This is a genomic window from Promicromonospora noduliphila (genome assembly GCF_056951025.1).
Map to the genome: position 1 here is coordinate 4,724,937 of NZ_CM167806.1, position 12,888 is coordinate 4,737,824.

Sequence of the window (12,888 nt, forward strand, 5' to 3'; positions counted from 1 at the left end):
CCCTCCTTAGCGTGTCGGACGAGATGCCCGGCCGTGCGGGCAGGGCACTGACGAGGGGCTCGTGATGGGGATCGATCGGACCAGGGCGCGGCACCGGGCGGCCGTGCCGGCAGCACTCCTGACCGCGGCGGTAGCGGTGCTCGCGGCGACGGCACCGGTGGCGAGGGCGACCGTGCCGGGGGCGGCGGCAGCCACGGCCGCGACCACCGACCGCGCCGACGCCCTGACCGCCTCGGCCGACGAGGCGAGCGACCGCGCCGTCGACAGCTCCCTGGACGAGTACGTCCGGGTGCACCGGACCCCCGGCGTGGCCCTGGTGACGCTCGCCGGCGACGACGTCCGCGTGCGGGTGCACGGCGTGACCGGCGACGGAACGCCGGTCGACGAGGACACGCCGATGCGCATCGGCTCGATGACCAAGGCGTTCACGGCCCTGGCGGTGCTGCAGCAGGTCGATGCCGGCCGGCTCGACCTCGACGACTCGGTCGCCGACCTGCTGCCGGAGCTGCGGATGGCCGACGAGCGCTACCGCGACATCACGGTGGAGCACCTGCTCACCCACCGGTCGGGCCTGGCGGCGACCAACCTGGAGTACTCCGCCGACCCGGCGGGCGGTCCCGCCCAGACCGTCGCCCGGCTGTCCGGCGAGGAGCTCGCGAGCGACCCCGGGACCGTCACCCTGTACAGCAACGCGGGCTACGACGTGCTGGCCCGCGTCGTCGAGCACACGGCGGGCGTCGGCTTCGGCGAGTACCTGACCGACCAGGTCCTCGCCCCACTCGGCATGGACGACACCCTTGTCACGAACCGGTGCGAGGTGGCCACGCCCGGCCTCGCCCGGGGCTTCTCGGTCCTGGGCCCGGTGCGGGTCGCCGTACCGGAGCTGCCGCAGGCGTGCACGGGCAGCGGCGGCATCGTGTCCACCGCGCACGACATGGCGGCCTGGCTGCGGTTCCAGGTCGGGGAGGGCACGACGCCGGACGGCGAGCGGCTGCTGCGTCCCGAGACCTTCCGCGCGTTCCACGAGGTGCCCGCGGACCCGGCCGGATACGGCTACGGCTGGCACGGCACCACGGCCGACGGCGGCGACGCGCCGCTCGTCGGGCACGGCGGCACGCTCGCGACGTTCGCGTCCGGCATCGAGTTCTCCCCGGAGACGGGCACCGGCGCCGTCGTGCTCGCCAACGCAGCCGGGGACCCGATGTCTCTGACGCACGACGCGATCGTGGCGGTGGACGGCGGCACACCCCGGGGCACCACGAACCCGTTCGACCCGTTCAACGCCGTGGTGGTCGGCATCGCCGCGCTGGTCCTGGTGGCCGGGGCCCTGGTCGTCGGGCGCGCCCGCCGCTGGGCAGCTCGCCGGGCCACGACGTCGCGGGCCGGGATCACGCTGCGCCTGCTCCCGCTGGCGCTGCTCACCCTGCTCGGCCTGGCGCTGCCGTGGCTCGGGGCCACGCTCATAGGCCTCACGGAGCCCGTCGCGGCATACCGGGTCGTGCTGTGGCTCTACCCGGCGGTCGTGCTGCTCGGCCTGGCGATCTTCGTGGCCGCGGGCACCGGGCTCACCGCCCGGCTCCTGCGACTGAGGACCGCGCGGCTCGGCGCCCCGCAACAGGTCACCACGCCGCCCGACGGCGCCGGGGTCACGCCCGCGCCAGCACCTCGCCGTTGAGCACGGCGAACCAGCCGTCCGGCGCGGCCGCCCACTCGCGCCAGCCCTGGGCGAGCTGTTCGAGGGCCACGTCGTCGGCGAGCGCCGAGTCCTTGGCCTGCACCGCGAAGTTGGACTGGGTGCAGCGCTCGGCCCACAGGCCGCCCCACCAGGTGCGGTCGTCGGGGGTCGCGTAGCACCAGACGCTCGCGCCGGGCTCGATGGTCGCGGGGTCGAACCCGGCATCGCGCACCCAGGACGCGAGGCGCCGTCCGGCGTCGGGCTCGAAGCCGTAGGCGTGCGTGACCTCGTGGTACAGCATGTTCCACTCGGTGAGCTCCGGGGACTCCGGGTACCAGGCCATGGCCTCGTAGTCGGCGTCGCGCACCGCGACGAAGCCGCCGGGCTTGGCGACCCGCTTCATCTCGCGCAGGGCGGCGACCGGGTCCGACAGGTGCTGCAGGAGCTGGTGCGCGAAGACGACGTCGAACGAGCCGTCCTCGAAGGGCAGCTCGTAGGCGTTGGCGTGCTCGAACGTGATGTTCTTCGTGCCGTGCGCGTCGGCGAGGCCGCGGGCGGACTCCAGGACCTCGTCGGAGGCGTCCACGCCGACGACGCTGCCCTGCGTCAGCCGCTCGGCCAGGTCGACGGTGACGGTGCCCGGCCCGCAGCCGACGTCGAGCAGCGTCATGTCGGAGAGCAGGTGCGGCAGCAGGAACGCGGCGGAGTTCGCCGCCGTCCGACGCCGGTGCGAGCGCAGCACTGACTCGTGGTGCCCGTGCGTGTACGACTCAGACTCCTTGGTCAGGTCCTTCACCGCGCCCGGGGTGTTCAGGTCGTGGTTGTCCTGGCCGCTCAGGCTCGACGGGCCGCTCGGGGCGTCGACCGCGTCGATCGGGTCGGTCCCAGCGGGCTTGCTCCTGTCGTGGGCCGCGTCGGGACGGGTCACGTCCCTGCGGGCCATGTCGTACTCGTTGGCGCTGCCGGTCATGGCCGCACTGTATGTGCGTCGCGGGGCGCCGCACATCTGCGTTCTCATCCCTCGGACGGCGCCGGACGGCCCGGCAGCCCCGGTTCGCTGCCTCCCGACGGCGTGGCTCGCGCGCGCCGTCGTCCGCGACGCGGAAGGATGCGCGCATGCCCTCGCTCGTGCGCGACAACCTGTTCGGCGGCCCGGGCCGCGTTCTCGGCGCCGATATCGCCCGCGGCATCGCCGTGCTCGGCATGTTCACGGCGCATGTCGGCGTCACCTCGGCCGACGTCGGCACGCTCGAGGGCTGGCTGAGCCTGGCGCACGGACGCTCGTCGATCCTGTTCGCGACGGTCGCCGGGCTGTCCCTCGCGCTGGTCACCGGCGGCGCCGTCCCGCTGAAGGGCGACGCGATGCGCACGGCGCGCGCCCGGATCCTCCTGCGCGCCGTCCTGCTGCTGGCGCTGGTCGCCCTGCTCGACCTGCTCGGCACGCGTGTGCTGCTCATCCTCGGCTTCTACGCCGCGTACTTCGTGCTGGCCCTGCTGTTCCTGCGCCTGCCGCCGGCGCGGCTGGCAGCGATCGCCGTGGGCATCGCGGTGGTCGGGCCGCTCCTCGTGTACTACGGGCCAGAGGCGCTGGCCCGGGCGGGGCTGCGGCTGCCGCACGACGGCTCCGGCGCGGCCACCGACTTTCTCCTCACCGGCCACTACCCCGCGCTGGTCTGGATGGCGTACGTGCTCGCCGGGCTCGCGGTGGGCCGCTGCGACCTGCGGTCGCCCGGGCTGCACCTGAGCCTGGTCGCGGGCGGGTTCGGGGCGGCGGCCCTGAGCTCGATCGCCGCGTCCTCCCTCATCGCCGACGCCGGAGGCCGGCTCGCCATCGAGGGACAGGTCGCCGTGACCTCCTACGAGAACCTCGCGACGCCACCCACCTGGTCCGACCCCTGGCCGCCACTCGCGGGCCTCTACCTGGAGGGCCCGCACGACGACACGATGTTCGAGGCCATCGGCTCCGGCGGGTTCGCGCTCGGCGTGATCGGGCTGTGCCTGCTCGTGGGTTCGGGACTGGCCGCTGGTCTCGGCGGTGCGGGGCGCGGTGGTGCGGGGCGCGGCGTCGGCCCCGCTGGTGGGGACGGGGATGTTCGCGGCGGAGACGAGGCTGTCGGTGACAGCGCCGCCGTTCGCGACGGCGCGGCGGTTCGCGACGGCGCGGGGGTTCGCGACGGCGCGGCCGTTCGTGACGGCGGCCGCGGCCCGGCCGGAGCGCTCACGCGGGTCGTGCGGTGGGTCGGGCTGGCGCTCGTGACGCCGCTGGCCGCCGTCGGCGCGCTGGCGCTGACCGTGTACTCCCTGCAGATCGTCGTCATCTGGTGGTGGACCCGCACCTACTGGGACCTCCTCGACCCCCCGACCAACGAGCCGCTCGGCTGGATGGTGCTCATCACCCTGGCCGCGGCCACGCTGTGGCGGGCCCTGCTGGGCCGCGGCCCGCTGGAGCGGCTGTTCGCGTGGATCGCCCGGAAGGCGTTCCCGCGGGGCTCGACCCAGCGCCCAACGGGGAGCCCGACGCAGAGCTCAACCCAGGGATCAGCTCAGAGCTCGACCTGACCGACGATCGTCGTGACGGTGTCGCCGCCCACCCACACCTCGCCGTCGGGCAGCTTGTCGATGTACACGCGGCCGGCGCGGCCGAGCGCCGTGCCCTGCGACGCGATGTACGACGACGGGAGCACCTCCCCCGCGAGCCACTGGCCAAGGCCGGCGTTGAGGCTGCCGGTCACGGGGTCCTCGCCCACGCCGCCGGACGGCACGAAGGCGCGCACCTCGACGGCGGGCGCGCCGGTCCTCGCACCGGCACCGCTCACCTTCGCGCCGCTCGCACCGGGCGCGTTCGCCGCGGGCGCGTTGACGGCGGCGGCGCTCACCCCGGCGGCACGCGCAGCGGCAGTGTTCGAACCGACACCGCCCGAACCGACACCGCCCGAACCGGCCCCGCCCGAACCGGCCCCGCCCGAACCGGCCCCGTACTCACCGATCACGCCGAGGTCCAGGCCGCTCATCGCCGCGTAGTCCGGCTCCAGCGCGAGCACCGCCTCCGCGTCGCGGAGCTGCACCGCCACCCAGCCGGGGCCGTTGTCGACCCAGGCCGAGCGGACGACGTCGGACACCTCGATGCGGAGCGCCCGGGCGATCCGCGCGAGGTCGGCGTCGTCGACAGGGCCCGAACGCCTCAGGGGCGGCGCAGCGAACGCGAGGCGCTGCCCGGCGGCGGGGGCGTCGCGGCCATCGATGCCGGCACGGTCGGTGGTGCCGCCGTCGATGGCACCCTGCTCGACGGCGCTCCGCCGCAGGCGCACGAGGCCGACCCCGCACTCCTGGACCACGCCCTGCCCGCCCGGCTCGCCGCCGGCCTCCAGCCAGGCGTGCGCCGTGCCGAGCGTCGGGTGCCCGGCGAACGGCAGCTCGCCGCCCGGGGTCCAGATCCGCACGCGGTAGTCCGCGCCGCCGTCCCGTCCGGCCGCCGTCGGGGACAGCAGGAACGTGGTCTCCGAGAGGTTGGTCCATCGGGCGAAGGCGGCCATCTGGTCGTCGGTGAGGCCGTCGGCCTCGTGGACTACGGCGACGGGGTTGCCGCTCATCGGGGCCGCGGAGAAGACGTTGACCTGGCGGAACGGGAGGCACATGCCGCTCACGGTACCGCCGCACGGACCGGGCTCGGCGACCCGCGTCAGGCCGGGAAGATCTCGTCCAGCTCGGCGAGGTCGTCCGCCGTCGGCGCCCACGACCAGGCCGTCGCGTTGGCGCGGACCTGCTCGGGCCGGGTGGCGCCCGCGATCACCGACGACACCTCGGGCCGCGTGAGGAGCCACGAGAACGCGACGGTCGTCTCGGGGACGTCGCGCTCGCGGCAGAACGCGCCGAACCGGTCCAGAGCCTCCCACGGCGCGGTCTCCAGGAGGTGCGGCTTGGTGGTCACGAGGCGGGTGCCGCCGGGCCGGGCGCCGCCCGCGTACTTGCCGGTGAGCAGGCCGTTCTCCAGGGGGTGGTACGGCAGCACGCCGATCCCGAACGCCTTCGCGGCGGGTAGCACCTCGCGCTCCAGGCCGCGGGCCAGCAGCGAGTACTTGTTCTGCGCGGAGACGAACCGGGTGCCCGTCGCCCCGCCGCCCGACCCGAGCGACCTGGCCACGTGCTCGGCGTCCGCCACCTGCCAGCCCTTGAGGTTCGAGTGGCCCACGTAGCGGACCTTCCCGGACCTGACCAGGTCGTCGAGGGCGGAGAGCGTCTCCTCGACCGGGGTCGCCGGGTCGGGCACGTGGAGCTGGTAGAGGTCGATCCAGTCCGTGCCGAGCCGCCGCAGCGACGCCTCCGCCGCCCGCACGATGTACCGGCGCGAGCCGCGCGCCCCGAAGTCGGCGCCGTTCGCACCGCCCATGTCGCCGCCGAACTTGGTGGCGATCAGCACGTCGTCCCGGCGGCCCTTGAGCGCGGCGCCGAGCAGCTCCTCGGACAGACCGGGGCGCAGGCCGTACGTGTCGGCGGTGTCGAAGAAGGTCACGCCCGCGTCGACGGCGGCGTCGACCACCGCCCGCGCACCCTCCGCGGACTCGGTGGCGGTACCGGCCCGGCCGAGGTTGTTGCACCCCAGGCCGACGACGGGAACGGACAGGCCGGAACGGCCGAGGCGGCGCAGAGGGAGGTCGGACACCCTCGCAGCCTACGACGGCGTCGGGTGGATCCGCTGCGTCGTCTCCGGGCCGCTACCTCGGCCGTACCCTGGATCGGTGAGCACAGTCCTCGGCGAGCTGATCGCGCAACCGCTGCTCCCCGACGAGTGGCTGCCCGTCGCGGCAGCCCACACCGAGCGCGCGGACGCCCTCACCGCCGTCTGGCGCGAGGCCCACGCCGCGGGCCGCAAGCACGCGATCGAGGACTTCCTCTTCACCTACTACCCCACCCGGATCGCCCACCTGCGCCGCTGGCACCCGGGCGCGGGCGTCACCCTCGCGCTGCCCTCCGACCCGGACGATCGCACCACCTGGCGGTGGCACCGGACCATCACCGCCGACGGCGCCCGCACGGCCGTCACGCTCGACGTCGAGTCGTTCCTCGCGGACCGCGGCGACACGGTCCGGTACGTGCGCGAGCTGCTGTCGGTGACGGCGTCACGCCCGGGGACGTTCGGCTGCTTCGGACTGCACGAGTGGGCGATGGTCTACCGCGACCGGGAGGCGGGCCGCGACCAGCGGCACCCGCTGCCGCTGCGCCTCGGGCACGCGGGCACCGACGCCGTCGTCGAGGCGAACCCCGTGCGCTGCTCGCACTTCGACGCGTTCCGGTTCTTCACGCCGGAGGCGACGGGCCGCAACCAGCTCCGGCCCACCCGTGCCGCGCAGGTCCGCATGGAGCAGCCGGGCTGCCTGCACGCGAACATGGACCTCTACAAGTGGTGCCTCAAGCTCGGCCCCGCTGTTCCCGGCGACCTGCTGCTCGACGCGTTCGAGCTGGCCCGCGACATCCGCTGGACCGACATGGCTGCCTCCCCGTACGACGTCTCCGAGTACGGCGTCGCCGCCGTCGAGATCGAGACACCGCAGGGCAAGGCGGAGTACGTGCGGCGGCAGCGCGACTTCGCGAAGCGGTCCGAGAACCTCCGCGAGCGCCTGATCAAGGTCTGCGACGCCTTCCTGAACTGACTGGACTGACACCCTGCCAGGCCACCCCTGCCGAGCCGACTCCGCCCGCCGACCCGCAACCTGATGGTCACCGATCACGTCGAGCCGCAAGGTACGTGTGTTCCGGCCGCCCGATCGACGTGGAACCTTCGGTTCGACGGGAATCGACACACGTAAGTCTCGGTTCGGCCAGGGCCGAGACTGGTAAGTCTCGGCTCGGCGGGAACCGACACGGGTAAGTCTCGGTTCGGCCGCCGACACGCTTCCGCTCGACCAGGTCGGGACACGCTCAACCTTCGGCTCGCCCGAAGCGGGGACAGGACCCCGCCCACCCCGCCGTCCCCCTACGTATTTGCCCTACTTGTCGTAGAGACTTCACCTTTTCTAGCGTCGAAGACGGCACGTCGCACCCAGCACAGCCGCATCCCAAGCACAGGAGTACCCCAGGAACTTCCGACTTCACATCACGAGGTGAGCCCCATGAGAGTCAGCGCACTGCACAAGCCCGTCGTCAGAGTCGCGCTCGGCGTCGTCGCCGTCCTGGCCCTGGCCTTGACGGCGTTGGTAGCCACACCCAACGCCCTGACGCCGAGGGCCGAGGCCCACGGCTGGGTCGTGTCGCCGCCGAGCCGACAGGACCACTGCGCCAAGCGGACCGTGAGCTGGACCTGCAACGGCGTCGAGTGGGAGCCGCAGAGCGTGGAGGCCCCGAAGGGGTCCATGCTCTGCTCGGGCGGCAGCCGCTTCGTCACGCTCGACGACAACTCGCTCGCGTGGCCACGCACGACCATCAACAGCACGCACACCTTCCAGTGGACGCTGACGGCGTTCCACCGCACCACGAGCTGGGAGTACTTCGTGGACGGCCGGCTGTTCAAGACGGTGAACGACAACGGCGCCACACCGCCCCCGACCGTCACCCACACGCTCGAGGGCCTGCCGAGCGGCAACCACACGATCCTCGCCCGGTGGAACATCTACGACACCGCCATGGCGTTCTACGCCTGCATGGATGTGAACGTCAGGAGCGGCAGTGCCGGCGCAGGTGCCGGCACCACCGCGGTCGACGCCGAGCAGCACTTCACGGGAGGACGCCTGCTGGCGACCCACCTGTGAGGGGCTGCCGCTGAGCAACCACGGCAGCACACGCACCACGAGACGGCCGGTGTCCAACGTCGGGCACCGGCCGTCTCGTGCGTTCCACAGGCACCCAACGCCCAGGGCGGCGGCATGAAATACGGGGAACCGCGTACGAATTCACCCTCATTGTCAGCAAAGCGAACATTTCCTAGGTTCGATGGCCAACAGCAAATTTCACCCGCGCACGGCCGGCCCACACCCCGGGCCGCGTCCGCACCGCGCGGCCAACCGCCCGCACAACCACCGCCCGCACAACGGAAGGCAACATCGTGAATCGTGCACGCAGCACCACCCCGCAGTCCCGACTCCTGCTCTCCGCCCTTGCGACCATCGCCCTCGCGGCGGCCTTCCTCGTCGCCGCCCCGAGCGCGCTCCTGCCGCAGGCCCAGGCCCACGGCTGGATCACCAACCCGCCCAGCCGCGCCGACCACTGCGCCAAGGGCACCGTCAGCTTCGACTGCGGCGGGCTCCAGTACGAGCCGCAGAGCGTCGAGGCGCCGAAGGGCTCCATGGAGTGCTCGGGCGGCGGCGGGTTCACCGTGGTCGACGACGACTCGCTCCCCTGGCCGCGCACCACCATCGGCGGGGACACCACGTTCCGCTGGCAGATCACCGCCCGGCACTCCACATCGACGTGGGAGTACTTCGTGGACGGCCAGCTCTTCAAGACCGTGGACGACGGCGGCGCCCAGCCCGGCGCTACCGTCGAGCACACCCTGACCGGCCTGCCCGCCGGCGACCACACCATCTTCGCCCGCTGGAACATCGCTGACACCGTCAACGCCTTCTACCAGTGCGTCGACGTCACGGTGACCGGCTCGGCGTCGTCGTCGGACACGAAGGCGAACCCGCAGGCCGGCGCGCAGGCGCGGCCGCTCAGCATCCTCGCCGTCCTCGGCGCGCCGTCCGCCCTGAGCGCCGTCTGACCCCATCCCGCCCGGGCCGGGCCCCGTCGCCGGTCCCGGCCCGGCCGCCGTCCCGGTCGCCACCCCGGCCCGGCCGCCGTTCCGGGACGGTCGCCGTCCCTCAGGCCGCATCCACCGGGCCAACCCTCTTCGAGACCGAGGTTTCTTCGCCTTGAGCGGCCGCAAAGCGAAGAAGCCTCGGTCTCGAAGGGGACCGCACCGGTCCACGCAGACCGCACCGGTCCATGCCCTCGACCGCGCCCCGGCCGGCGTGTTGCCCAGTGCCCGCCGGCGCCTCGAATCGGACGCACTTTTTCACCCGCTCTATGGGAGGATGGTGCCGTGTCGAGCGCGCTCGTCGGCATCAGACCGACGCCCGTCGAAGTACCGCCCGTCGTACACACCCTGGCCGCGCGGCTGCGGCCCGGGGCGACGGTCGTCCCGGTGTGGCGCAACGAGTACGGCGGTCTGACGGTCCGGCTCGAGAGCCGCTGGGCGGCGAGCTCGTACCTCAAGTGGGTTCCCGACGCCGCCGCCTGCCCGGACCCGTTCGCCGAGGCCGACCGACTGATCTGGGCCGGCTCGTTCGCCCAGCTCCCCCGCGTGCTCGACGTCGGACAGGACCCCTACGGCTCCTGGCTGCTCACCGCAGCGGTCGAGGTCTACGGCGCGGCCGCGACGTCGGCCATCGAACCCCGCTGGCGCTCCCTGGCCGAACGCTCGGCGATCGCTATCGGCGTGGGGCTGCGCCGCTTCCACGACGCGCTCCCCACGGACACCTGCCCGTTCGTCCGCACGGCCTGGATGCGCGTCGCTGCCCTGACGACCAGTCCGACGGCGCCGCTGTCCCTGGCGGAGCGCGCAGCGATCGACGCCGCCCTCGGGAGCCCGCCGCCGGTCGACCGGCTCGTCGTGTGCCACGGCGACGCGACGGTGCCGAACACCCTCCTCGACCACGTCGGCCGGTTCGCGGCCCACGTCGACGTCGGCGACCTGGGCGTGGGCGACCGCTGGTCCGACATCGCGGTGACCACGCGCAGCGTCACCCGCCGCTACGGTCCGGGCCTGGAGCCGCTGGTACTCGCCGCGTACGGCGTGGCACCCGACCCCGAGCGCACCGCGTACTACCGCGCCCTGTGGGACGCCGAGGAGGCGGTGCGCGCCCGTCGTCACCTGCGGCGGGCGTCGTAGACGCGGTGCATCAGCAGCTCGATCGGCCCGCGCGGCCACCGGCGCAGCCACAGCGGCGCCGCCACCATGAGGGTCAGCGAGACGCCCGCCCAGATCGCGATGGCCTGCCACACGCCGCCGCCCGACAGGCCGAAGCCCCAGTCGTAGCAGAGCACCGAGGCGAGCACGTTCTGCAGCACGTAGCACGACAGCGCCGTCCGCCCGACGGCCTCGACGCCCCGGCGTAGCAGGCCCGGGCGAGGCAGGCCCGGACGCGCTGACCCGAACCCCGCACTGATCCGGGCCTCCGAACCGGCCGGCGCCTCGGCACGCGCGTGCGCACGAGCCTGCCCCCGGGCGACCAGCGTCGTGCCCAGTGCGAGGATGCCGAGCGCGACCAGCGGCGGGACCAGGTACCGGTCGGCCAGCGCCCAGCTCGGCCCGGCCCAGGTTGTCAGCGCGTTCAGCGGGAGGCCGGCGCCCAGCCCGATCCACGCGAGCCGACGGCGCAGCCGCGCCCCGTCCGCCGTCATGGTGAACATCCCGGCGCGCACGAGCCGCGAACCGACGACGAACAGCACGGTGGCGGACGGCACGATCACGAGCAGCTCGATCCGGAACAGCCCCGCGTTGGTGAGCCGCGCCAGCACCTGGTCGAGCCAGCTCGCCGTCGACGCGGTCGCCCCTGCCCCGGTGGCCGCGCCCGCCCCGCTCGTCGCCTCCGACGTCGCGACCAGCAGCGCGGTGAGCCATGCGATCCCCAGCACGTAGAGCGTCGCGATCACGCCGGCCCACGCACGCACCACCCGGTCGCTCCGCCCGATCAGGTAGGCGGCGATCAGGGAGGCGATCGCGTACCCCATCAGCACGTCGAACTCGAAGACCAGCACGTAGTGCAGGAGGCCCTCGACGAAGAGGATGCCCGCCCGCAGCGCGTACCGGCCGGGCCACGGCAGCCCGCGCCGGACCATGGACCGGTACTGCAGCTCGAGGCCGACGCCGAACAGCAGGGTGAGCAGCGCGAGGAACTTGCCGTTGGACAGCGCCCGTAGCACCGTCTCGGCCGGATCGGCGGCCGCGAAACCCTGGGAGATCCACCCGGCGGGACCGCCCGGTGTGGTGAACAGCCAGATGTTGCTGGCGAGCGTGCCGAGGATCGCGATGCCGCGCAGGATGTCGAGTGCGGCGATCCGGCCCGTCGGGGCCGTCGGGGTGGTCGGGCCGGTGGCGGGCGGGGAGGTACTCGCTGAGGTGTCGGCAGGCTCCGGCGTGTCGGCATGCGCCGGGACGTTCGCGGGCGCCGGGTTGTCGGTGGGCGCTGAGGTGTTGGCAGGCATGGTCCGACCCTGTCGTGGCCGGCGCGCCGCGGCGTCGGTCATCCGGGCGATCTCGTGCGGGTGCCTGTACATCGTTCGGAGGAGGCCCGGTCTCCAGGGCCCTGCCCGAAGAAGGCCCGGTCCCCAGGAATCTGCCCGAAGGGAGCCGGGCCGCGACCTCCCCGCCGGCACCGACACCGGAATCACGCCGCGGAAATCACCTCGCAGTCAGGCGACCCGTCTGCCACTCTGAGCCGATGACGATCCCCACCGACGCGGTCACCGTGCCCGACGTCGTGCGCGAGCTCGCCGGCGACGGCCTGATCACGCCGGCCTGGAGCAACGAGCTGGGCGGCCTCACGTTCCGCGTCGACCCGCACGAGAAGACGCGGCCGGACCCGTACTTCATCAAGTGGTCGCCCCGCACGGACCGCGCCCTGACCGAGTGGATCGACCTCGTCGACGAGGCCGCGCGGATGCGGTGGGCCGCGCCGTACACCCCGGTACCGCAGGTGCTGGACGCCGGCACCAACGAGACCGAGGACTGGCTGGTCACGGCCGCGATCGAGGCCCGCTCCGCCGTCGACCCGCGCTGGCTGGCACAGCCCGAGACCGCCGCCCGCGCTATCGGGGCCGGGCTCCGGGCGCTGCACGACGCCCTGCCGGTCGACGAGTGCCCGTGGACCTGGAGCATCGAGAACCGGATCGCCGTCGCGGAGGACCGCGCCGCGCGCGGCCACGCGGCCGACGGCTGGTCCGTCGAGGCCCGCGCCCGCCTGGCCGACGCGCCCGACCACGACCGGCTCGTCGTCTGCCACGGCGACGCGTGCGCGCCCAACACGCTCCTGGCCGACGACGGCGCCTGGGTCGCCCACGTGGACCTCGGCGGGCTCGGCGTCGCCGACCGCTGGGCCGACCTCGCCGTCGCGACCTACAGCCTGGGCTGGAACTACGGCCCCGGGTACGACCACCTGGTCTACGAGGCGTACGGGATCGAGGAGGACCCCGAGCGGGTCGCCTACTACCGCCTGCTGTGGGACCTCGGATGAACGCTC

At 73.7% G+C, this 12,888-nt stretch carries 11 protein-coding genes; 7 read left to right on the forward strand and 4 right to left on the reverse strand.

Annotated features, from left to right (window positions below; all coding sequences use genetic code 11):
• Window positions 1-64 precede the first annotated feature (64 nt).
• Window positions 65-1,675, forward strand: coding sequence for a serine hydrolase domain-containing protein (locus AC0QU1_RS20770; RefSeq protein ID WP_483572081.1), 1,611 nt, complete (start codon window positions 65-67; stop codon window positions 1,673-1,675).
• On the opposite strand, the gene AC0QU1_RS20775 is transcribed toward AC0QU1_RS20770, so the two are convergent.
• Window positions 1,647-2,645, reverse strand: a complete 999-nt coding sequence (locus AC0QU1_RS20775) for a class I SAM-dependent methyltransferase (protein WP_483572083.1) — start codon at window positions 2,643-2,645, stop codon at window positions 1,647-1,649. The two genes, AC0QU1_RS20770 and AC0QU1_RS20775, sit on opposite strands and share 29 nt — an antisense overlap.
• 146 nt (window positions 2,646-2,791) lie before the next feature.
• Here AC0QU1_RS20775 and AC0QU1_RS20780 point away from each other — a divergent pair, with 146 nt between their 5' ends.
• Window positions 2,792-4,234, forward strand: coding sequence for a heparan-alpha-glucosaminide N-acetyltransferase domain-containing protein (locus AC0QU1_RS20780; RefSeq protein ID WP_483572085.1), 1,443 nt, complete (start codon window positions 2,792-2,794; stop codon window positions 4,232-4,234).
• On the opposite strand, the gene AC0QU1_RS20785 is transcribed toward AC0QU1_RS20780, so the two are convergent.
• The gene (locus AC0QU1_RS20785; RefSeq protein ID WP_483572087.1) at window positions 4,219-5,310 is read right to left on the reverse strand and encodes a PhzF family phenazine biosynthesis protein; all 1,092 of its coding nucleotides are present in this window, start codon (window positions 5,308-5,310) and stop codon (window positions 4,219-4,221) included. The genes AC0QU1_RS20780 and AC0QU1_RS20785 overlap by 16 nt on opposite strands.
• Before the next feature lie 44 nt (window positions 5,311-5,354).
• Complete coding sequence (locus AC0QU1_RS20790) at window positions 5,355-6,335, reverse strand: aldo/keto reductase (RefSeq protein ID WP_483572089.1); 981 nt, start codon at window positions 6,333-6,335, stop codon at window positions 5,355-5,357.
• Between the two features lie 76 nt (window positions 6,336-6,411).
• On the opposite strand from AC0QU1_RS20790, the gene AC0QU1_RS20795 reads away from it, so the two are divergent.
• The 4 genes from AC0QU1_RS20795 to AC0QU1_RS20810 all read left to right on the forward strand — a co-directional run bounded on the left by AC0QU1_RS20795 (window position 6,412) and on the right by AC0QU1_RS20810 (window position 10,538).
• Window positions 6,412-7,323, forward strand: a complete 912-nt coding sequence (locus AC0QU1_RS20795) for a 3-methyladenine DNA glycosylase (protein ID WP_483572091.1) — start codon at window positions 6,412-6,414, stop codon at window positions 7,321-7,323.
• 459 nt (window positions 7,324-7,782) lie between these two features.
• Window positions 7,783-8,418 (forward strand): lytic polysaccharide monooxygenase auxiliary activity family 9 protein, encoded by a 636-nt coding sequence (locus tag AC0QU1_RS20800; protein ID WP_483572093.1) that lies wholly within the window; start codon window positions 7,783-7,785, stop codon window positions 8,416-8,418.
• Between the two features lie 293 nt (window positions 8,419-8,711).
• Entirely contained in the window at window positions 8,712-9,368 is a 657-nt protein-coding gene (locus tag AC0QU1_RS20805) for a lytic polysaccharide monooxygenase auxiliary activity family 9 protein (RefSeq protein WP_483572095.1), read from the forward strand.
• Between the two features lie 321 nt (window positions 9,369-9,689).
• Window positions 9,690-10,538, forward strand: coding sequence for a phosphotransferase (locus AC0QU1_RS20810; protein ID WP_483572097.1), 849 nt, complete (start codon window positions 9,690-9,692; stop codon window positions 10,536-10,538).
• Here the strand turns inward: AC0QU1_RS20810 and AC0QU1_RS20815 are convergent.
• Window positions 10,517-11,854, reverse strand: a complete 1,338-nt coding sequence (locus tag AC0QU1_RS20815) for a DUF418 domain-containing protein (protein ID WP_483572099.1) — start codon at window positions 11,852-11,854, stop codon at window positions 10,517-10,519. The two genes, AC0QU1_RS20810 and AC0QU1_RS20815, sit on opposite strands and share 22 nt — an antisense overlap.
• Before the next feature lie 236 nt (window positions 11,855-12,090).
• On the opposite strand from AC0QU1_RS20815, the gene AC0QU1_RS20820 reads away from it, so the two are divergent.
• Complete coding sequence (locus AC0QU1_RS20820) at window positions 12,091-12,882, forward strand: phosphotransferase (protein ID WP_483572101.1); 792 nt, start codon at window positions 12,091-12,093, stop codon at window positions 12,880-12,882.
• Window positions 12,883-12,888 lie beyond the last annotated feature (6 nt).

Bases quoted from the DNA above. Each gene is read 5' to 3' on its own strand.
- AC0QU1_RS20770 (WP_483572081.1), top strand. From the start codon at position 65: ATGGGGATCGATCGGACCAGGGCGCGGCACCGGGCGGCCGTGCCGGCA.
- AC0QU1_RS20775 (WP_483572083.1), bottom strand. From the start codon at position 2,645: ATGACCGGCAGCGCCAACGAGTACGACATGGCCCGCAGGGACGTGACC.
- AC0QU1_RS20780 (WP_483572085.1), top strand. From the start codon at position 2,792: ATGCCCTCGCTCGTGCGCGACAACCTGTTCGGCGGCCCGGGCCGCGTT.
- AC0QU1_RS20785 (WP_483572087.1), bottom strand. From the start codon at position 5,310: ATGTGCCTCCCGTTCCGCCAGGTCAACGTCTTCTCCGCGGCCCCGATG.
- AC0QU1_RS20800 (WP_483572093.1), top strand. From the start codon at position 7,783: ATGAGAGTCAGCGCACTGCACAAGCCCGTCGTCAGAGTCGCGCTCGGC.
- AC0QU1_RS20815 (WP_483572099.1), bottom strand. From the start codon at position 11,854: ATGCCTGCCAACACCTCAGCGCCCACCGACAACCCGGCGCCCGCGAAC.
- AC0QU1_RS20820 (WP_483572101.1), top strand. From the start codon at position 12,091: ATGACGATCCCCACCGACGCGGTCACCGTGCCCGACGTCGTGCGCGAG.